Below are 20,957 nucleotides of genomic sequence, written 5' to 3'. Positions count from 1 at the left end.
GTACGAGGAGCAACCCCAATCCGGGGAACATTGCAACCGATCCGTAAGGTCAGTTACGCAGCGATCTCGCGGTACCCGGCGTCCCCTTCGCCCAGATCGCCCCGGTATCCTGCGCGGAAGGCACGTCCCCCAACCACCACCATGTAGCTGAGGAAAGCTGCCAAAGCGGCACCGCCGATGGTGATCTTGGCCCAGACCGGCAGGGGGCTCGGAGTAACAAATGCTTCAATCAGGCCCGAGACCAGCAGAACCGGCACCAAGCCCAAGGCTACGGTGATCAGGGATCTTCCCTCGTCTGCCAGGGCCTGGACGCGACGCCTCGGACCGGGCGAAACCACGGACCAGAAGATTCCCAGTCCGGCCGCGCACGCCACAAACACTGCTGTGAGCTCAAGCATCCCGTGCGGCAGGATGTAGCTGAAGAAAACGTCCATCTTGCCCACGGCTGCGAACTGTCCGGCCGCGACACCCACATTCATGGCGTTGCTGAAGAGGATGTAAGGCACATAGATTCCGGTCACACCCAAGGCGACGGCCTGCGCACTGATCCACGCGTTGTTCGTCCAGACCATTCCCGCGAACGACGCTGCAGGATTCTCCGAGTAGTAGTTGATGAAATCCTCGTTCACATACTTCTGCAACCTGTCCGGGCTCCCCAGCGCCCTGAGCACGTCCGGGTTGGTGCCGATCCACACCGCATACAGCGAGCTAATCAGGCAAGTGGCCACTGCACAGCACAGCGTCACCCAGCGCAGGCGGTACAAAGCGGCCGGGAATGACACCGCGAAGAACCCCGCCACGTCCTCCATGACGTTGGATCTGGCTCCCGTGAAGCGCGTCCGGGCTTGTGCCAAGGTGGCTGAAAGGGACGACGTCAGGGCGCTCTCCGGGGCTACCGAGCGCATGAGTGACAAGTGGGACGACGCTGCTTGGTAGAGGCGGAGGAGTTCGTCGGCCTCCACGCCGCTCAACCGCCGCTGGTGAGCCAGGACGTGGAGACGGTGCCACCTGTCCGAATTCACGGTAGAAAATGCGTCGATGTCCACGCGCACCACCCTAGCGCCTGGACGGCGCAGGCCACAGGATCCGTCCAAGCAGGGAGTCCGGACGCGGGGCTAGACTGCTTTCATGTTGGCGGCCGTCCGCGCCCAGCTTGGGGTGGAGGCGCGCATGGGAGGCGACTTTGAGCAATCCGATCATTACCGGCGAGGCCGTGGCGCTGGAGTTGCGCCCGGCGTCCTTTGGTGCCCGCGCGCTCGGGCTCTTCATCGACATGCTCGCCTACCTGGCGCTGTTTATTGTGCTGATGTTTGCCATTGGTTCCGCGTTCGACGGCCTGGATCCAGCGGCCGGGCGGGCACTCGCGATTTCGCTGTTTGTGTTTTGCTTCGCGATGGTTCCGGTGACGGTGGAAACTTTGAGCCGCGGCCGCTCTTTGGGGAAGCTCGCCGTTGGCTTGCGCGTGGTGCGCGACGACGGCGGCTCCATCCGCTTTCGGCACGCCGTGATACGTGGCCTGCTCGGAGTGCTGGAAATCTACATGACCCTTGGCGGGCTCGCAGTGCTCGTGGCGCTCTTCAACGACAAGTCCAAGCGGCTTGGGGACATAGCCGCCGGAACCTACGCGCTGCGGCAGCGCGTGCGAGTGGCACCGAATGCCCCCCTGTTTGTTCCGCCGTACCTCGTGTCCTGGGTGCAGCTCGCGGACATCGGACGCCTTCCCGACGGGACCGCACGGCGTGCCGGGCAATTCCTCCAGCAGCTCGGTCATATGTCGCCGCCATCCAGGATGCGGCTAGGCCAGGACCTGGCCACAGAGGTTTCGGCCCATGTCGCTCCCCCACCGCCGGCGGGCACTGCTCCGGAGGACTATCTTGCCGCCGTACTCGCTGAACGACGGCGTCGCGAACACGCCCGGCTGGCGGCCGCCCGCGGCAGGAGCTCAGTGGTTGCGGAGAGGATCGGCCGACTGCCCTTCAGTTCAAGCAGCCGCTAACGCTTTGGCGTAGCTTGCCCAGGCGATGTTCCAGTCGCCGAAGCCCTCCAACGGCTCGACGGCGGGTGCCCCGGTATTGAGGACCTGGACCACGTCGCCCGTTTTCATGGTGCTGAAGAACCATTGCGCGTCCTGAGGCAAAAGACCAACGCAACCGTGGGAGACGTTCGCCCGTCCGACTGCTCCCCAAGCCGATTCAAGCGCTTGGTGGACATAAACGCCGGACGTCGTCAAGCGGTTGGCGTATTCCACCACAAGTGGCGGGTAATAGCCCTTGTCGCCGGGCTTCAGTCCGATGCTTCCCGCGTTGAACTTGGAATTGCGTTCCTGTTCCATGATGACCGCATAGCCAGTAGGTGACAGCCAGTCCGGGCTGCCAAGGGTCACGGGCGCAGTCTTCACAAGGACGCCGTCGATGTACACGTTCATGGTCTTGGTGACGTCGTCCACAACCGCAACACGCTGCGGGCCCGTCTTGAACGTCGAGGTGATATTGCCGTTGCCGATCATCTTGTTGCCGAAGTCGAGGCCGAAGAGTTGCATGTCCACTGTCACCTGGGTGTTGGAAGCCCAGAAGGATTCCGGCCTGATCCGGGCCTTGCGGTCTGAGTACCAGCGCCATGCCACGGGCTGGCCGGACGATACCGTAATCTTCACGGCCTGTTCCACCGCGGCCTTATTGGCAACGGGTTCGCTGAAGTTGATCTCAATGGGCTGCCCGGAGCCCACCACGGCTCCGTTTCGCGGGAAGATGGCCGCATCCGCTTCATTGGCCGCCGATACTGTCCAGAACCCGCGTTCCTGCGTTGTCTCACGTCCGGCCTGGTCCACCACGGTGAATGAGTAGCTGTACTGCGTATTGAAAGCCAGTGGCTCCGTGGCGCTCCAGGTTGAACCGTCCGGGCTGGTGGTACCGCTGACGGCTTTGCCGCCTTTCACGGGAATCAGGCTGACATTCCTGACCGTCCCGTTGACTGCCTTGACGGAGGCGCCGTCGGCTGGGTTGACCTCCCGGACGCCATCCTCCGGTACGACGCTGAGTTCAACGGCTTTGACCACAGGAAGGGCAGGTCCCTCGCCCGTTCGTGCCGGAGTCCCGGACTCGGACGGGAGCGCACTCTCGGCCTGCACGGGTACGGCGGAAACCCCAATAGCCCCCAGCGCAACCGCCGAGCAGAGTGCTAGGACAGCAACGATGGCGCCCTTGTGGCGCCTTCCTGCAGTTCGGATCTGGCCCATGCGCGTATCCCCCAAGAATCTCCGCCGGCAGTGAACAACAACCCTCCGATTTTAGCCGAAGGCACGCTTGAGCCCGTTGTCACGGAGGAATTAGCGCCTGGCGTACTCCGCCCAGGGGATGTTCCAATCGCCGAATCCATCGTCGTGGTTGGCGTAGTCTCCCTCGGTGTTGACCACCTGGACCACATCTCCGGCGGTCATGTTGTCGAAGACCCACTTGGCGCCGGCCTCGCTCATGCCGATGCAGCCGTGCGAGAGGTTAGCTGTGCCAAGGAACGGCATGGCAGTGTCTGTGGCCTGATGGATGAACTCGCCACTCGGCGTGAGCCTCGTAGCGTAGTTGACGTCCAACTGGCCGTAGTATGCCGGGTCTCCCGGTTTGAGGCCAATGGTGGAAGCGTCCATGTGCTCCACCCGGTGCTTCTCCATAAAGACCAGGAAGCCGCGTGCAGACGGGAACCTTTCGTCGCCCATTGTGACGGGCCACGAACCCGCAGGCTGGTCGTTGATGCTCACCGTGAAGGTGTGCGCGGCAGCGTCCGCCACTGCCACCTTCTTGTCCCCGATCTTGACGGTGACTTTCTTATTGAAGTTGCCAATCTGCCCGCGGCCGAGATCCACGCCGAATAACTTCATGTCCATGGTGACGGTGCTGTGCGCAGCCCAGAAAGATTCGGGGCGATAGCGGACCATCCTGTCACTGAACCAGTGGAACGCGCCCGCCTGCCCGGAGCTACTGGTGATGTGCAGGGCCTTCTCCACCGCTTCCTTGTTCAGGACAGGCTCACTAAACGTAATCTGCAGCGGCTGGGCCACACCAACGGTCATGCCGTCCAGCGGGTACACAGCAGCGTCCGCCTCGTTGGCTGTGGAAACCGTGGTGAACGTCGCCGACTTGCTCACTTCCCTGCCGGCAGCGTCGCGTGCGGTGTAGCTGAACTTGTAATCGGTGTTGAAGGCAAGGGGACCTGCGGCTGTCCAACTGGTGTTGCCGGCGTCGAGGGCGCCCTGGACTGACTGGCCGTCGGCGCCGGTCAATGCCACGCGCTCAATGGTGCCGTTAACCGCCTTCAGCGTTACGGGCGCGGCCGGATTGACCTGGGTTGCGCCGTCGGACGGAGTGGCACTTAGCTGGACGGGCGCGACGACGGGAGTCGCCAAACCGACGATGGTGCGTTCTGGAGTGCCCGCCTCGGACTCGATGACGGCGTGCGCCGCTCCAGGCCCGGTAGCCCCGAAGACGCCGCTGACCGCAGCGATCAGCAGGATCGCTGCGGTCAGGGCGATGTGTCCAGCGGACGGCCGCTGCCCACTTCCAAGGCGTCGCATAGCTACAGGCTACTCCGCGCCATGCGGCAACCCGCGCTGCAACTTCCCCCACCCACCGTGTCAGTACCGGTAGTGCTCAGGCTTGTATGGGCCGGCAGCGTCAAGGCCAAGGTATTCGGCCTGCTCCTTGCTGAGTTCGGTCAGCTCGACGCCGAGGGCGTCCAGGTGGAGCCGGGCCACTTTCTCGTCAAGGATCTTCGGCAGGACGTACACCTGCTTGTCGTAGGCGCCTTGGCCATCGGCTTGTCCACGCTTGGTCCACAGCTCGATCTGGGCGATCGTCTGGTTGGCGAAGGAGTTGCTCATCACGAAGGAGGGGTGTCCGGTGGCGTTGCCGAGGTTCAGCAGCCGGCCCTCGGAGAGCACGATAATGGAACGCTCGGTGTCAGCACCGGCGTCGAAGACCCACTCGTGGACCTGGGGCTTGATCTCCACCTTCTTGACGCCGGGGATGCGGGCCAGACCGGCCATGTCGATCTCATTGTCGAAGTGGCCGATGTTGCCCACGATGGCCTTGTTCTTCATGCCCAGCATGTGCTCGGCCATGATGACGTCCTTGTTGCCTGTGGTGGTGATGAAGATGTCACCGTCTGCCAGCACAGACTCCAGGCGGGCCACTTGATAGCCGTCCATGGCGGCCTGCAGCGCGCAGATGGGGTCGATCTCCGTCACGATGACGCGCGAGCCCTGGCCGCGCAGGGCTTCTGCTGCCCCCTTGCCGACGTCGCCGTAACCACACACCACGGCCACCTTTCCGCCCATCAGGACGTCGGTAGCGCGGTTGATGCCGTCAGGGAGGGAGTGCCGGATGCCGTACTTGTTGTCGAACTTGCTCTTGGTGACAGAGTCGTTGACGTTGATGGCGGGGAACAAGAGCTGCCCCTGCTCGGCCAACTGATAGAGGCGGTGGACACCGGTGGTGGTCTCCTCGGAGACGCCCTTGATACCGGCGGCGATCCGGGTCCACTTCTTCTGGTCCGCGGCCAGGCTGGCACGCAGCCGGTCCAGGACGATGCGGAACTCCTCAAGTTCGTTATCGGCAGCTGCCGGCACCTCACCGGCGGCTTCGAATTCGACGCCCTTGTGCACCAGCAAGGTGGCGTCGCCACCGTCGTCGAGGATCATGTTGGGACCCAGTTCCGGGTTGCTGTCCGCACCCGGCCACGTGAGGATCTGCTCAGTGGCCCACCAGTACTCTTCCAGGGTTTCGCCCTTCCAGGCGAACACCGGAACACCCTGCGGGTCTTCCGGGGTGCCCTTCCCAACCACGACGGCGGCAGCGGCGTCATCCTGCGTGGAGAAGATGTTGCAGGAAGCCCAGCGGACCTCGGCACCAAGCGCAGTGAGCGTTTCGATGAGGACGGCCGTCTGGACGGTCATGTGCAGGGATCCGGCAATCCGGGCGCCCTTGAGCGGCTGGCTGGGACCGAATTCCGCACGCAGGGACATCAGGCCCGGCATCTCGTGTTCAGCGAGGCGGATCTGGTGTCGGCCGGCCTCGGCCAGCGTGATGTCGGCAACCTTGTAGTCGAAAGTCATGGGAGTCCTTGCTAGTACCGGTGGGTGGAGTCGGGGGAAGCTGCGTCAGCGCGGGCTATCCAGCAGCTGCGTCAGGTCCTGGGTCGGCCGTTGCGGACGCGGCCTGGCTTGCACCGGGAGCGTTGTCCTGAACTGGTTCCGCGGGTGGCAGGAGCAGCGGGATACCGTCCTCGATGGCATAGCGGACTTTGCCGCCGGAGGGGCCATCCGCCGTCGAAACGAGCTCATCGCCTTCCTGGACCAGTGACGAGTGGGTCACCGGGCATCGCAGGATGGACAACAGCTCGGGGCTGACCTTTGGCATAAAACGAGGCTCCCTGCTTTGGCGCGCCAAGGCGCCGGTTCACGGACGAATGTGCAGGTCCAAGCCTACAGCCCACAGACAGCCGCCTGCGGTGGATGAAGCGGCTCGCCTAGCTTGGCTCGCGAAGCACCCTGAGGTGTCCCCGGCGGGTGCCTTCGACAGGCGGCACGATGTCCAGGGAAGCCCGGTCCGCGCGGCGCTGCACGATGGGCGATGGCGCCTCCTGCGCCGAGGCGGCCTCGCGGACTGCGTTCGCCAGCGCAAGCAGGTCATCGGGCCCCGGCTCCGGAGGCGTTGCGGGCATGGCAAGTCGAAGGACTTCCCATCCCCTGGGCACGGTGAGGGACTCGGCGTGCTGGGCGCAAAGGTCGTAGGAGTGTGGTTCAGCGTACGTGGCCAAGGGGCCGAGCACTGCGGTGGATTCGGCGTACACGTACGTCAACGTCGCCACTGCGGACTGGCGGCACGCTGACCTGGAACACTTGCGAATGACTCCCACAGCATCCCAGAATAGCGGCACCAATGGGCCCTGCCCTGCATTGACGGAGGCGCCGCGCGGTAGGCACCCTTCACCGTTGAGCCCCGTACGAAGACACAAGTCGTCTGGTGGACGTTATGTCGCGTTGGCTGTCTGCCGGGTCTAGAGTCAATATATGCAGGCAAAGCACCATGGCCCTGACTCCCAGGGAAGTCCAGGATTCACCATCCATCTGGGCGCCGGAAACGGAGAAGGCGGGGGTTCGGCAACGCCACGGGGCTTCCGGCAACGCAGGAGGAACCGGCATGGCCGGGGACTGCGCGGCGAAATCATGCTCCCTAACGTTCCTGGGCACCGCACGCGATCCGAGCGCTTTGACGACCTGGTCCTTGATTCGGCCGAGCGGCTTCACGATATGTGGGACAAGCAGTTGGACGGAGTGTCGTTCGCTGTGGACGAGATCCCGCCCAATCTGGAGCAACTCGTTGCCCAAGGCTCGCCCGCTCCCCTGGGCGCCTACACCCCAGCCACCGGGACTGAGCCGCCCACCATCACGGTGTTCCGCAGGGTGGTGGAACAATCCGCAGGCAGTCCGGAAGAGCTCCCGGACCTGGTCCATGACGTTGTTGTGGAGTACACCGCGGAGATGTTGCGCGTAGCTCCCGAAACCCTGGACCCCGTGTACCGCCGGCGCTACCAGTAGCAGCTCGGCAAAAAGGTCAGTAGCCCAGCACTACAGGGACTTTTTCCTGTCCTGCCGCTCCTGGCTGAATGGCGGCCACAGCGATGTCGTTGCGACCATCCCTGCCCAGAACCACGGCGCCGTAAGCCGGGTCACCTGCGGCGGACACCACATAGCCGACCACGGCGGCACCCTCCACCTTGTCCGGCACCTTGACTGTCGCCGTCGTGCCACCCGAAATATCGAGGGTGTCCGCCTTGCGGACGGCGCCGTCAGCGGTTATGGGCGAAAGGCTGATCTTGGCCCGCCCATCCGGCGCTCCGAACCTCAACTGGGCCTCGGCCCCCTGAGGAACGGCCACAACGTGCTGGCTGCCCAGCCGAACCGCGGCCGGCGACCAGGCGAAGTCCAGCGGATCCTCTGCCTTGTTGCCCTTAGTGACGCGGACGGACGCGATTATTGCGACGTCGGAGGACGCCGTCACTGTGTATGAACCTGCCGGAACACCCGTCAACGGGACCTGCGTAACGGAGCCGCCCTTCGCGGTCACCACGCCGCCGCCGGGCAGGCTCTTTTGGCCATTGTTTCCAGAGAGCTTGACCTGCACGACGGCGTCTGCCGCGCCGGGTACGGCGATCTGCAGCACCGGTACGGCATCCTGGAATCCGGATTTGGAGCCCAGCGATCCGGTGTCCGAGATCTCCACGCCTGTCATGTTCTGCCGCACAGACGGCGGCGACCCCGGGGACAGGAAGTCGACGCCGCCGGGAGTCAGCCCGCGGAGCGTACTCTGCTGTATAGTGCCGGCAACCGGCCCGCCAACGCTTCGGACATGCACAGCCAGGGATGGCTCTCCGGCTGCCAGTCCAGCGAGGACAACAGAACGTGTGGTGCCGGGTGACACCAGGAGCCCGCGACTTCCGGCGGCCTGGACCTGGCCCTTGGAGCCATAGAGGTCAAGGCTCACGGTGGCGGGCGTCCCGGAAGCGTTCTTGAGGTCCAGGACAGCGGCCCGGCCAACTGTTGTGTCAGCCCCCACGATCCAGAAGTCGTTGGCGGGAGCCTGGCACGCGGCGGCCGCCGTGCCGCGAAGGTCACCGTCTGTGGCGCCGTAGTGCATCAGCGCAGCCATGGCGGGCTGCTGGTTCCCGAGGGCCTCGGCAACCACCACATCCGTAGCGCTGACTGGCCGCTGGGCAACAACGCCTGCCTTCAAGGCGGGTGCGCCGGCCACAGGCGTGGCGGTGGAAGCTGGCGGTTTCGAGATTTCCGCCTCCTGCTGGCCGGCCAAGGAAGTGATACGGCTACCGGGCAAGGCGCCTTCCTTGCCGCTCAGTACAACGGCGTTGAGGAAGCTCTTTGCGCTGCCTGAGACCGGCGAGAACTGGGGATCCGTTCCCACCGGGGTGCCTTCCAGCAACCTGGCAGGTTCGGTGCACACTGCAGTGGCGCGCCCGGCGGGAACATCGGCCAGTGGAAGGTCCAGTACGCGTTCACTCGTAGGACCCGGAAGCGATCCTGACGCGGCCACTGCCCCCGCGGCGGCCGCCAACACGGCCACAGCGGACAGTATGCCGGCCATGGCGCCCAACCGTTTGCGCAGGCGCCCCGCGGCTACACGCGCATTAGACATGGCTGTACTCCTTACGAAGGGCACTTTCATCCCTCGTCAAAGCTGTAGGGCGGCGCCCGGCGGGCAGCGGAATGGCCAGCAGCAGGGTCAACCCAATCACTACTGCCTGCGCGATACCGAGCCATGGCTCGCCAGTTGCAACGTAACGGATTTCAAGGTGTCCACCGCCAGCGGGGAGCGTGAAGGCCTGGGCCCAGGACGACGTTGTCGCCGTCAACCGGCGACCGTCAACCCACGCGGTCCAGGCGGGATCAGCCCTTTCGGCCAGGACCACCAAGCGCCCTTCCGCACCCGCCGGGACGTCGGCGTCGATGTTGACTGGCCCCGATCCCAACGAAGCAACAGTGGCTCCTGCGGCGTCCACCACGCGGGCTCGGTGCGCTGTGTCAGACTGGCCGCCATCCGTTGCGGCCGTAGGTGCCACGCGCCACAACCATCCGGCGTCGGTTTGTCCAACCGCCACTAAACCCGGCACCGCGTCAATCCGGCTTGCAGTCAGCTGCGCAGCACTGTCCGAGTTTCGAAGGACCACGAAGCCCGCGCCGAGAAGCTCGAGATCGGCCCGCGGGTCCACGCCAGTGGAGGCTGCAATGGTTGCCACCACCCGACGCATGGACGCGGCGGGGGCATCGTCGTTGCCCAGCTGTTCCTCGCCGGGTGCCCCGAGGATGCCACGGGCCGCGGCAACCGCCGAGAGGCCGTCCAGCGTGGTGCCCGATCCCCTGACCAGCGACGCTGTGTAGTCGCCGTTTTCACCCGCCGTGATGACGAGCGCCCGGCTCTGTTCGGGACCTTGGCCGCGGTCCGCGGCAGTGGCAGGCAAGGAGCGCTGCGGGGCAGGAGCAACCAGGCGGCCAGCGCCAAGCTGAGCTTTCGAGTCCGCTGATGCGGCCTGAGAACTGTTGCCGGCCCCAGCCGCGCTATCGCCGCTGTCGGCCCCATTGCCATCGCCTGCCGCGGCGCCATCCGACGCCTGCGCTTGTCCGGATTGGGACGCCGCGCGGGCCGGGACCAGATTTCCGGTGCTCCAGGCGGCGAGGCCCGCCAGCGGCCCTATGGCCAGCGCGACGGCGGCAAGGGTGGAAACGCTCCTCAGAACCACGGTGCGGGCCCGGCTGGTGCGCTGCGCTGCTGCCGCGGCCTGGAGCCGGTCTGCTCCCATGAGTGCCGCTACCAGGAACGCAAATACCGCAGCAGAAACCGCCGGCCCGATATAGGGCGACACGAGGCGGTTACCGTCGGCCGCCGTCGTCACATGGCCTGCCAGCCAGCCGGTAGCCAGCAACACGGTGCCCGCCACCCACAGGAATCGGACAAGGCGCGTGCGGCGGCTCGGGACAAACAACGCCGCGAGGGCCAGGACCAGCATTGGCGCGCCAATCACCAATGACAGCACCAGGGCCCAAGGGCCAGTGGCAGGGCCAAAGAAGGACAGGCCTGCCAGCCCGCCGTCGGCATCAAAGCGCAACGGCTGCCCCAGGAACTGCTGCCAGAGCGGTGCAGGATCGCTGCCGAGGGGCAGGCCCGGATCGCCCAGGAGGGCGCGCGGCCGGTCGATAACCGTAACTGCCAGCGGGACGAACAAAGCCACGCTGGGCAGCACGGACCACCAGACAGTGCGCCCCCGTCGGCCCAAAAGCAGGCCCGCGGCGGCCACAAGAAGCAAGGATGGAGCGAGCAGGAACGGTGCCGAGGCCGTCACCACAGCGAGGGCCAGGCCCGCTGCCGCCGCGGCGGTCCATGAGGGTGTGCCGTTGACGCCGGGCTTTGTGGGGACTTGTGTGGCCTCAAACGAGTCCTGGGCTGTTGCGGTGCTCGGGCCAGGGTCGACAGGGCGGTGGCCTGGCGCGTAAGCACCGGTCCCAACGGCTGAACCGGTGGCTCGCAGAAGTGCAAGGAAGACCAACGGGATCATCACGTGGGCTACGAGTGCGCCAACGCGGCCCTGGTTCAGCGCGATCTGAAGCGCCGGAGCTCCCGCCCAAACAAGTGCGGCCAGGAACCTGTTGCGTCTGCGTGAAGTGACCGCAGCGGCAGCGAACCACGCGGCGAGAGCGGCCAGCGGCATAGCCAGGAACAGCAACCAGACCATGGCAGCGTTGCCGTTTCCTCCGCCCAGCATCGACATGACCCAGAGGACGTAGTCGAACGGATCCCCGTGTCCCGGTGCGCCGACTCCAAGACGCTGCCACCACGCTGCGGCGTTGTCCCATATGGCGCCAGGCGCGGTTGACAGGGGCAGCAGCGCACCGCCCGCAACGCCGTCGGCCCGGAAGAGATTGAGTTGGCCCACTATCGATGCCGCAACGGCGATCAGGCCTGCGGCCACGAGCCCGGTGCCGATCCAGCCACGCTCGTTAGTGGCCAGTGCGGCAAAATCATCGTTGGAGTCGCCGCTGGGCTCCTCGGCAGGGGCGTGGGTGGACCACGTGTGAAGGCCATATGGGGAGATTCCGTAGTCTCCGATGGCCTCCATCAGGGAACGCCGGTGCGCCCAAACGTCACGACGCGACGTTTGCAGACCCCGGATGACTCCCCGGCGAAGCTTTCGTGTCCGGGCAGCGGTCCTCCTGGCCTTGTAGATCGCCAGTGGCCGCCCCAAGGCAGCCAGGGTTGCGCCAAGCTGGGCGACACCGTGGCCTGGGTCCTTCGCGATGACGCTCAGGAGGAGGGTGAAGAGGCTCCCCAACAGCGCACCAAACCACTGAAGGGGAACGGCCCACCAGGCCGCATGCTTGAGCCGCAGATGGACCTGGGCCTTGCGAGCGGCGAGCGGGTTGCCCAGCGCATGCGGACGATCCACGGGGTGGAACATCCTCGCGGAGGGGACCACAACCACCCTGTTCCCGGCCAGCCGGTTCCGCCAGCAGAAATCAACGTCGTCCCCTGTGCCCGGAAGCGCGGGATCGAAACCATCCAGTTGGTCCCAGACATCGCGGCGGACCAGCATTCCGGCAGAGTTCACCGCGAACATGTCAGTCCGGCCGTCGTATTGCCCCTGGTCCAGCTCGTCAGCCTCGATAAGTGTCAACCGCTCGGCCCACCAACTCGTGGACAGCCCCACATCCACCAGGTGGCGCGGGTTCTTCCGATCAAGCAGCTTGCAACCTGCAACCGTTACCGAGGGAGCACGTTCCACGGCGTGGAGCAACTCGGCCAGGGCCTCCGGCGCAGGAGCTGAGTCGTCGTGCAGCAGCCAGATCCATTCTTGGCCGGTGTCGCGATCGGAACTGCCACCAAGATTCGGGTCCGCCGAGTCATGATCAGTGTGTGGGGTTTCCAAGGCCCGCAGGCCCTCCTTGACCGCCGCACCAAATCCGGGGCGTCCGCCGTCGATCTTGGTTACGGCACCAGAGCCGAATGCGGCCTCAAGAAGACGCAGCGAATTGTCCTTGGAACCGGTGTCAACGCCAATGGCCGCGTCCACCGGACGCGTCTGGTCCTCCAGCCCCGCGAGCGTCCTGGGGAGGTAGCTGCCGCCGTTGTGGGCAACCACGACGGCGGTAACATGTGCTTCTGCGGAAATCAGACAGCTCGCTTCCTCAGCCGGCGCCGCTCGCGCTCGGACAGTCCGCCCCAAATACCGAACCGCTCATCATTGGCGAGCGCGTACTCAAGGCACTGGGAACGAACGTTGCACGCCCCGCAGACCTTCTTGGCGTCCCTCGTGGAACCACCCTTCTCCGGGAAGAAGGCCTCCGGATCTGTCTGGGCGCAAAGGGCGTCTGTCTGCCAGCCAAGCTCGCCCTCGTCGTCAAAGTCCTGAGTCTTCGGCAGCCCGATCCAGACGGGCTGGGCCAGTCCAGTGAAGGATCCCGAGTCGTCGTCATCGACGTCGTCGTCCTCATGTTCCGGCAGCAAGGCTTCATGGGCCGCCAGAAATGCCGTGGCTTGGTCTTCTAGTGATTCATGGGCGGCCTGGTCAAACCTATTGGCCGCCTCCGGGTCCGCCGGATCGACATACCAGTCCCCCGGCACGCCTCGGCCCAGATAAGCCGACGCTGCCCCTACTGCTACTTCATCTTCCTGGATACGCACTGCATGCCCCATGGCGTCCCTCCTGATGTTGCAGCCGCCGCTTGATACTCCGGGAACTCCCCCGATCCATGAGCAACGGCTTCCGATATCTAATTACACGTGTGTAACTACAACCGCGTCAAGCCGCGCCGGGATAATAATCACCACATCTGCCAAACTCATGTCACGCCACGCCCGAGAGTTGGGGCACCGGAAACCGGATACCCCGCAATCCCCTCGAACAACCGGGATCACGCTGTCGGTTACTGGATCTTTTTCCCTGAAATACGGGCAGATCGAGGTGGGGCGCCCGTCCATTCAAGCAGTTGGGTGCGTTATGAAAAGTGATAAAAATCACGTTCCGCGGAGCCGTCATGAAGCGTGCGTGGCAAGATGTAGCCATGAGCACCCCGGCGATGAACCTTATGACTGCGCTGCGTTCCGGTCACTCCACTTCTCCGCGATTGACCTGGTACGGACCGGATTCAGAGCGCGTGGAGCTCTCAGGCAGGGTGCTGGACAACTGGGTGGCTAAAACCAGCAATTTCCTCCAGGACGAGCTGGACGCCCGCCCGGGCACTCGTTTGCGCCTCGACCTGCCAGCACACTGGAAGTCGCTTGTCTGGGCCCTTGCAGCATGGCAGTTGGGCATGGAAGTTGTGTTGGACGACGGCGACGCAGAGCTTTTGGTGACAGACAACCCCGACGGCGGCAGCGGCTTTGACGCTGTGGTGGCAGTACCGCTCGCGGCACTTGCGATGAAGTGGCCGGGCGACCTCCCGGCCGGCGTTCTGGACTACGCCGCGGAGGTGCGACTCCACGGGGACGTCTTTATGGCCCATGAAGAGCCCGACGGCGGCCTGGCCGCCATCAGTGGGGGCTCTGCCCCACATAGCCACAGCGAGCTTCTGGATTCCTTTGCCGACACCCTGGAGGGCGGTGTCAGGCTGCTGGTGAGGGCTTCCGAAGGACTCGAAGCAGCCCTGTCACACGCACTTGGCGCGTGGAAGGAAGATGGTTCTGTGGTTCTGGTGCACGCCGACGTTGAAGTCAGCCAGCACCTGCTGGAAAACGAGCGGGTCAGCGGCCCGGCGTCGTAACGCTTTCCCCGGTGTTCCCGGGACCATCGTCTTCGGAGACTCCAACCGACGCGGGCACTCCGGCCGCAGTGGGGATCCGGTTGTTGGACAGCGCCTGGGCCTTTGCCTTGTGGTGAAGTTCCAGGATCTCGTGGTCGTGCGAGAACTCCGGCTCTTCGTCCAGTTCCTTGTTGAACACCAGGAAGCGGTAGGCGAAGAAGCGGACGACTGTGGCCACGAGAATGCCAACCACACCGGCCGAGAACAGGATGTTCTTGTCCGTGATTTCAAGCCCGTACTTCGCCAGTGCGGTAAGTCCGGTGGAAATCGCGATACCGATGCCGTTGATGATCACGAACATCACGAATTCGCGCACGATGTTGTCCTGGCGGCGGTGCCGGAAGGTCCAAAAACGGTTCGCGACCCAGGAGAAGACCGTGGCCACGGTTGCACCGACAAAACGGGCTTTGGCCTCGCTGTCGGACATCGGGCCGTGCATCAGGAAGTACGTCAGGCCGTTGTCAATGACGAACGCCACACCACCCACAGCACCGAACTTGGCTACCTCGCGCCAGAAAAGTGACGCAAGTCCGCGGATACGATCTGTAAGTGTTGTAATCATGACCCTCCAAGGCCGGTGGACATCAGGGCCGATGGGCCGAGTACCCATTTTAGCCCGCTTTCCTTGGAGTCTGCCGTGAATTGGGCATTGATAAGGCTCACACCGGGCTCGACCGCAACCCGGAGACGCCCCCGGAAGAGGCAAAAATCAGGCATCCGGACGCCCTTTCGGTAGTCTGAACCTTGTGACTTTTCCTGTAATCGGCGTGGTTGGCGGCGGCCAACTGGCGCGCATGATGGCTCCTGCGGCCACAGCACTTGGTTTCGAACTCCGCGTACTCGCCGAGGGCGAGGACGTTTCGGCTGTCCAGGCCGTTCCTACCGCCCCGGTGGGCGACTACCGCGATTTGGACGAACTTCTGGAGTTCTCCAAGGGTCTTGACGTTATGACGTTCGACCACGAGCACGTCCCCACTGAGCACCTCCGCGCCCTCATCGATGCGGGTGTCAATGTCCAGCCCGGACCGGATGCACTGGTACACGCCCAGGACAAGCTGGTGATGCGTGCAGCGATTGACCGTTTGGGCCTGCCGAACCCAGAGTGGGCTGCAGTGCATTCCGTTGCCGAACTGGTGACCTTCGGGGACCGCATCGGTTGGCCCGTGGTGCTGAAGACTCCCCGGGGAGGCTACGACGGCAAGGGCGTGCGCATCGTCCGCTCCGCCGAAGACGCGGCCGATACTGCCGACTGGTTTGAAGCCATGAGCCCACTGCTGGCCGAGGCCAAGGTCGAGTTCACCCGCGAACTGTCAGCACTAGTGGCGCGCACTCCGAGCGGGGAATCCAGGGCCTGGCCTGTTGTGCACACCATCCAGGTGGACGGTGTCTGTGACGAGGTCATCGCCCCGGCCCAGGAGATCCCACTGGAGGTGGCCGCAGCCGCAGAGGAAGCGGCGCTCCGCATCGCCAACGAACTCGGTGTCACAGGTGTTATGGCCGCAGAACTCTTTGAAACACCCGGGGTAGGCGCGGGCTTCCTCATCAACGAACTGGCAATGAGGCCCCACAACACTGGCCACTGGACCCAGGACGGCTCGGTGACCAGCCAGTTTGAACAGCACCTCCGCGCCGTCCTTGACCTGCCACTCGGTGCTACGGACGCCTTGGGGCCGGTGGTGATCATGAAGAACTTCCTGGGCGGCGAAAACCAGGACCTCTTCTCCGCATACCCCCAGGCGCTGGCGTACGAGCCGGCAGCCAAGATCCATTGCTACGGGAAATCCGTGCGTCCCGGCCGGAAGATCGGCCACGTCAACCTGGTGGGCGCATCCGCCAAGGACGTTGCCACGCTCCGCCAGCGCGCCACCGCCGTGGCGGACACCATCCGCGACGGCCGCCTGCCCTCCAACGCCACTGCCACACCGTCACCGGCCGCCGCAGGCGCCACCACAGAGGAGACTGAATGACCGTCGAGAGCACCGAAGCACCGATCGTAGGCCTCGTTATGGGCTCGGACTCGGACTGGCCCGTTATGGAAGCCGCCGCAGAGGCCCTCGCTGAGTTCGACATCCCCTTCGAAGCCGACGTCGTCTCAGCGCACCGGATGCCCACGGAGATGATCCGCTACGGTCAGACAGCCCACCAGCGCGGCCTGCGCGTCATCATCGCAGGAGCGGGCGGAGCCGCCCACCTGCCCGGCATGCTGGCTTCCGTCACGCCGCTGCCGGTCATTGGTGTGCCGGTCCCCCTCAAGACCCTGGACGGGATGGATTCGCTTCTGTCCATCGTGCAGATGCCAGCCGGTGTTCCGGTTGCGACGGTGAGCATAGCGGGTGCCCGCAACGCCGGCCTGCTGGCCGTTCGAATGCTGGCTTCCGGCACCGATCTCCTGGCCGAACGGTTGCGGACGGACCTCGTGGAGTTCGCCAAGGAACTGAATGACGTGGCCACCAAGAAGGGCGCTAACCTTCGGCACAAAGTGAGTGAGGTGTTCTCCCGAGAGAACACAGCGCGAGGCAGCCTCTAGGTCCGCGAATGTCCACCAGGAACCTCGCCCCGCAGGACTCCCGGCCGGTCATGACTGATCCGGTCCGTTACCCCGCCAGCGCAACGGCACCCGTCAGGACGAAGAGAGCCTTTGTCCTGATCCTGCTTACCCTGTTTGTTCCGGGCAGTGCCCAGATTGTGTCAGGGGACCGGAAACTGGGCAGGATAGCCCTCCGCGTAACGCTGGGGTGCTGGATCCTCGTCGTGGCGGCGCTCCTCTTGGCGGTACTTAATCGGACCGTACTGCTGAGCCTCGTGACGCACCCGATTTCATCCCTGGTCCTCATCGTCCTCCTGGTGGCGTTGGCCATTGGATGGGCGGCGCTGTTCGTCAACACCCTGCGCCTCATCCGTCCAGTCATGCTTGCCCCGGGAATGCGCCCCATCGTCATTGTGGCCCTGGTGATCGCCATGGTGCTGAGTTCGGGCTCACTGGGGTATGCCGCCTACCTCATCAACGTCGGGCGCAACGCCATCGGCAGCATCTTCGGCTCCGGTCCCGCCATCGACCCCGTGGATGGACGCTACAACTTCCTCCTGATGGGCGGGGACGCCGGCGACGACCGAACGGGGCGCCGTCCGGATAGCCTGTCCGTGATTAGCGTTGACGCGAATACGGGCAAGAGCGCCATCATCTCGATTCCCAGGAACCTGCAGAACGCGCAGTTCTCCGAGGATTCACCGATGCGCAAGGTGTACCCCGATGGCTACGACTGCGGCAACGACTGCCTCATCAACGCCATCAACACCGACGTCACCAACAACCACAAGGACCTTTACCCCGGGGTCGAGGATCCCGGGGCGCAGGCCACGCTGGAGGCCGTCTCCGGAACCCTCGGCATCAAGGTACAGGCCTACATCCTTGTGGACATGGACGGCTTCGCCAAACTGATCGACGCCATGGGCGGCATCCGCATCAAGGGCGGTGGCTGGGTTCCAATCAGCGGCCCCGTAATTGACGAAGCAACGGGCATCCACGGCATGCCCGACGGCTGGATCCCGGCAGGCGAGCAGAACCTGAACGGTTTCCACGCGCTCTGGTACGCCAGGTCCCGCGAATTCGTTGACGACTATGCCCGTATCCAGCGTCAGCAATGCGTCCAACAGGCAATGCTCCAACAACTCGACCCCGCCAAACTGCTGACCAAGTTCGAGGACATCGCCAACGCCGGAACCAAGATCGTGGAATCCAACATTTCCTCGGCCCAGCTAGGCAGCTTCGTGGACCTCGCCATCAAGTCCAAGGGGCAGCCGGTTTCCCGGCTGACCATCGGGCCACCCGACTTCGACGCGTCGTTCTCCACGGTGCCGGACTTCGACGTTATTCATCAGCGTGTCCAGGAACTCTTCAAATCCCAATCGCCGTCGCCCAAGGCAGCGCCGGCCGTGCCGTCCAGCCCCGTGGTAACTGACGACGGCGGCACGACGGGAGGAAATGCAGGTGTCTCCGGTGCGCAGCTCAGCGCGTCAGGGAATGTGGCAGCTGCCAATGGCTCCCGCACACCGCTGGAAGCTACCCCGACGCCGACACCCAGCGACTTCACGCCCGTCACGACCACCCCGGACGGACGGCCGATCACTGTCGAACTGCTCAACGGCTACAAGGCCGCTGGCAATGAGCAAGCCATCCGTGACCTCGTGGCCACCAACGGCCAGTGCCGACCCGCCTGAAGTGAGTAAAACTTCCCCCGCCAACCGGCGGAGAAGGAACCGAACAGTACTAACCAGCCTCGAAGATCTTCGACACCGAGCCTCTATCGACAAGGACCCTTGCCGTGTACCTGCTTGAGAATGTGATGCGCCCCTATGCCTGGGGTTCGACGACGGCGATCGCCGGGCTTCTTGGCCGACGTGCCTCCGGCCGCCCCGAGGCCGAGCTTTGGATCGGGGCACACCCTGATTCCCCGTCAGAAGCCCAAACCTCCGACGGCGGTTCCGCCAGGCTGGATGGCCTGATCGCGCAGGACCCAGAGCATTACCTGGGCAGCGCGAGTTTGCAGGAATTTGGTCCCCGCCTACCGTTCCTGACCAAGATCCTGGCAGCAGCTCAACCCCTGTCGCTCCAGGTTCACCCGAGCCTCGAGCAGGCACGGGAGGGCTTCGCTCGGGAAAACGCGGCGGGCGTCGCAGCGGATTCAACCGAACGGAATTACCGGGATGACAACCACAAGCCGGAGATGCTTTTCGCCCTCACCACTTTTCAGGCGCTTTGCGGCTTCAAGCCCGCTACGGTGTCCAGCCAGGTATTTGCACACATCATTTCCTTCCTGGAGCTCGCGGGCTTGGACGTGCCCAAGGTACTGCGCTCAGTCTTGGAGGACCTCTCCGCCGATGACGAGGAAACAGCACTGCGCTCGGCATTCACGCGGCTCATCAACGGCGGTGATGAGGTTTCCGCTGCGACGGAACACGTTACCGCCGCGCTACGCTCTGGCGCGCCCCTTGGTGGATTCGAAACGGAACTGACCACGGCCCTGATGCTCGACGGCTTCTACCCCGGCGACCCTGGGGTCCTCATTTCCCTGCTGCTCAACGTAGTCTCCCTGGAGCCGGGTGAAGCCATCTACCTGCCGGCCGGCAACGTGCACGCCTACATCAGCGGCCTGGGTGTTGAAGTGATGGCGGCATCGGACAACGTGCTGCGCGGCGGACTGACGCCGAAGCACATTGACGTTCCGGAGCTGCTGAAAACCATTCAATTCGCGTCATTGGGCGTCCCGATGATCGAAGCGACGGAGACGATCCTGGGTCAGGAGCTGTACAAGCCACCTTTCAAAGAGTTCCAGTTACAGCGCATTGAACTAAAGCCGGGTGCGGAACCAATGCCGCTCGCCCAAACGGGTCCCGCCGTCGTTATTGTGACAGCAGGGTCTGTAGTTCTGGATTCTCCGAAGAGCGACCTCCCGCTGAGCCGCGGCGACAGCGCGTTTATCCCTGCAAGCGAGGAACCCGTGAACGTCCACCTGGCCGCTGGCGCTTCGGGCACCAGCATCGCATTCGCCGTGACCACCGCATTGGGAGCCTGATCTGTGGAGTTTTTCCTGCAAACCCCGGCCTGGGCGAAGTTTCAGCGGTCCCTGGGCCGGCGGGTCCACGAGCTCTCCGGCGACGGTTGGAGTGCCCTGGCTATTGAAGAAAAGAACCCGGCCGGCACTGTGCTTTACGCGCCGTATGGACCCGTGGCTCCCTCCGCGGAAGCCTTTGACGCGGCCATAGCGGAACTGACAGATGTGGCCAGGCGGATCGGCGCCGTATGCCTCAGGATTGAACCCGTCGGCCTCGACCCCGCCGAGGCACACACTCTGCTCCGTTCCCGCGGACTCCGGCCTGCCCCGGCCAACCTCCAGCCGGAGCTTAGCTGGGTGGTGGATTTGGATGGCGACTTCAAAGATGTCCTGGCGGACATGAAGCCCACCAACCGCAACCTCTACCGGAATATCCACAAAAAGGGCGTGACCTTCCGCGCCACGCAGGACCCCGCCGAGATCTCTGTGCTTCTGGAATTCCTGCACCAGACAGCTGCCCGCAATGGTTTCAAGCCGCAGAGCGACGAGTACCTGACTGCGGTGGCGAGGTCCCTGATGCCGACAGGGGCAGCAACGCTGTTCATCGCTGAGCTGGAAGGCACCGCCATCGCGGCGGCACTGGCCTACGATTCGGCGGACACCCGCACCTACGCGCACGCCGCCTTGGACGACTCGCACCGGAAGCTCAGCGCAGGCATCCCGCTCCTGGTGACACTGATGGCCGACGCCCACCAAAAAGGCCTCAAGCACGTAGACCTCTGGGGCATAGCCCCCGATGACCAGCCGGACCACAAATGGGCGGGCTTCACAGCCTTCAAAAAATCCTTCGGAGGCCACGAAGTCCGCTACCCCGGAACCTGGGACCTCCCGGTCAGGAAGACCCGCTACAGGGCCTACGAGGTGGCCAGGAAGGCCTACCAGCTTGCAAAGAAAGCCGCGCCGCTAGCACGCAAAGCCAAGGAATCAGCCAACAAGCTCAGAAAGAGCCGGGGCTAAAGCCCTCTCCCTCCCCCACGCACCTCGCAAAC

18 protein-coding genes are annotated in these 20,957 nt (G+C 64.4%); 8 read left to right on the top strand and 10 right to left on the bottom strand.

All coding sequences use genetic code 11. The annotated features are described in order from the left end of the window. Positions 1-53: 53 nt before the first annotated feature. On the bottom strand, positions 54-1,046 hold the full coding sequence (locus tag LD110_RS12240) for a stage II sporulation protein M (protein WP_225499096.1): 993 nt from the start codon (positions 1,044-1,046) through the stop codon (positions 54-56). A 137-nt stretch (positions 1,047-1,183) separates the two neighbouring features. Between LD110_RS12240 and LD110_RS12235 the strand changes: the two genes are divergently transcribed. Next, positions 1,184-1,996 carry an RDD family protein gene (locus LD110_RS12235; RefSeq protein WP_225499095.1) on the top strand — a complete coding sequence of 271 codons (813 nt, stop codon included), beginning with the start codon at positions 1,184-1,186 and terminating at the stop codon, positions 1,994-1,996. On the opposite strand, the gene LD110_RS12230 is transcribed toward LD110_RS12235, so the two are convergent. The 5 genes from LD110_RS12230 to LD110_RS12210 form a co-directional block, all read right to left on the bottom strand. Further along, positions 1,982-3,235, bottom strand: a complete 1,254-nt coding sequence (locus LD110_RS12230) for an Ig-like domain-containing protein (RefSeq protein WP_225499094.1) — start codon at positions 3,233-3,235, stop codon at positions 1,982-1,984. The genes LD110_RS12235 and LD110_RS12230 overlap by 15 nt on opposite strands. Before the next feature lie 90 nt (positions 3,236-3,325). Further along, positions 3,326-4,564, bottom strand: a complete 1,239-nt coding sequence (locus LD110_RS12225) for an Ig-like domain-containing protein (protein ID WP_225499093.1) — start codon at positions 4,562-4,564, stop codon at positions 3,326-3,328. A 60-nt stretch (positions 4,565-4,624) separates the two neighbouring features. Further along, complete coding sequence (ahcY, locus tag LD110_RS12220) at positions 4,625-6,103, bottom strand: adenosylhomocysteinase (protein ID WP_225499092.1); 1,479 nt, start codon at positions 6,101-6,103, stop codon at positions 4,625-4,627. 55 nt (positions 6,104-6,158) lie between these two features. After that, positions 6,159-6,407 (bottom strand): Trm112 family protein, encoded by a 249-nt coding sequence (locus tag LD110_RS12215; protein ID WP_225499091.1) that lies wholly within the window; start codon positions 6,405-6,407, stop codon positions 6,159-6,161. A gap of 109 nt (positions 6,408-6,516) precedes the next feature. Continuing rightward, positions 6,517-6,906 carry a DUF3499 domain-containing protein gene (locus LD110_RS12210; protein WP_225499090.1) on the bottom strand — a complete coding sequence of 130 codons (390 nt, stop codon included), beginning with the start codon at positions 6,904-6,906 and terminating at the stop codon, positions 6,517-6,519. Positions 6,907-7,060: 154 nt separating this feature from the next. On the opposite strand from LD110_RS12210, the gene LD110_RS12205 reads away from it, so the two are divergent. After that, a complete protein-coding gene (locus tag LD110_RS12205) occupies positions 7,061-7,588 on the top strand; it encodes a metallopeptidase family protein (protein WP_225499089.1) in 528 nt (175 codons plus the stop codon). 16 nt (positions 7,589-7,604) lie between these two features. Here the strand turns inward: LD110_RS12205 and LD110_RS12200 are convergent, their stop codons facing one another. The 3 genes from LD110_RS12200 to LD110_RS23655 are packed head-to-tail and all read right to left on the bottom strand — an operon-like array spanning position 7,605 to position 13,250. Continuing rightward, positions 7,605-9,200, bottom strand: a complete 1,596-nt coding sequence (locus tag LD110_RS12200) for a DUF5719 family protein (RefSeq protein WP_225499088.1) — start codon at positions 9,198-9,200, stop codon at positions 7,605-7,607. After that, a complete protein-coding gene (locus tag LD110_RS12195) occupies positions 9,193-12,696 on the bottom strand; it encodes a glycosyltransferase family 2 protein (RefSeq protein WP_225499087.1) in 3,504 nt (1,167 codons plus the stop codon). The genes LD110_RS12200 and LD110_RS12195 overlap by 8 nt, the downstream gene beginning before the upstream one ends. A gap of 29 nt (positions 12,697-12,725) precedes the next feature. Next, positions 12,726-13,250: a WhiB family transcriptional regulator gene (locus LD110_RS23655; RefSeq protein ID WP_263855161.1), complete on the bottom strand. Its 525-nt coding sequence runs from the start codon at positions 13,248-13,250 to the stop codon at positions 12,726-12,728. Positions 13,251-13,618: 368 nt separating this feature from the next. On the opposite strand from LD110_RS23655, the gene LD110_RS12185 reads away from it, so the two are divergent. Beyond that, the gene (locus LD110_RS12185) at positions 13,619-14,317 is read left to right on the top strand and encodes a TIGR03089 family protein (protein ID WP_225499086.1); all 699 of its coding nucleotides are present in this window, start codon (positions 13,619-13,621) and stop codon (positions 14,315-14,317) included. Here the strand turns inward: LD110_RS12185 and LD110_RS12180 are convergent. Next, positions 14,298-14,918: a GtrA family protein gene (locus LD110_RS12180; protein ID WP_225499085.1), complete on the bottom strand. Its 621-nt coding sequence runs from the start codon at positions 14,916-14,918 to the stop codon at positions 14,298-14,300. The two genes, LD110_RS12185 and LD110_RS12180, sit on opposite strands and share 20 nt — an antisense overlap. Before the next feature lie 184 nt (positions 14,919-15,102). Between LD110_RS12180 and LD110_RS12175 the strand changes: the two genes are divergently transcribed. The 5 genes from LD110_RS12175 (at position 15,103) to LD110_RS12155 (ending at position 20,925) form a co-directional block, all read left to right on the top strand. Next, positions 15,103-16,323, top strand: a complete 1,221-nt coding sequence (locus LD110_RS12175; protein ID WP_225499084.1) for a 5-(carboxyamino)imidazole ribonucleotide synthase — start codon at positions 15,103-15,105, stop codon at positions 16,321-16,323. Beyond that, entirely contained in the window at positions 16,320-16,883 is a 564-nt protein-coding gene (gene purE / locus LD110_RS12170) for a 5-(carboxyamino)imidazole ribonucleotide mutase (RefSeq protein WP_225499083.1), read from the top strand. Before LD110_RS12175 ends, purE begins: the two co-directional genes overlap by 4 nt. Positions 16,884-16,891: 8 nt before the next feature. Continuing rightward, positions 16,892-18,574, top strand: a complete 1,683-nt coding sequence (locus LD110_RS12165; protein ID WP_225499082.1) for an LCP family protein — start codon at positions 16,892-16,894, stop codon at positions 18,572-18,574. Positions 18,575-18,678: 104 nt separating this feature from the next. Continuing rightward, positions 18,679-19,929, top strand: coding sequence for a mannose-6-phosphate isomerase, class I (manA, locus tag LD110_RS12160; protein ID WP_225499081.1), 1,251 nt, complete (start codon positions 18,679-18,681; stop codon positions 19,927-19,929). 3 nt (positions 19,930-19,932) lie between these two features. Continuing rightward, entirely contained in the window at positions 19,933-20,925 is a 993-nt protein-coding gene (locus tag LD110_RS12155) for a peptidoglycan bridge formation glycyltransferase FemA/FemB family protein (RefSeq protein WP_225499080.1), read from the top strand. Positions 20,926-20,957 lie beyond the last annotated feature (32 nt).

Source organism: Arthrobacter sp. M4, assembly GCF_020251205.1.
Classification (GTDB): Bacteria; Actinomycetota; Actinomycetes; order Actinomycetales; family Micrococcaceae; genus Arthrobacter.
The sequence above is the reverse complement of the archived record's forward strand: the minus strand, read 5'-3'. Positions and strand labels throughout refer to the sequence as shown.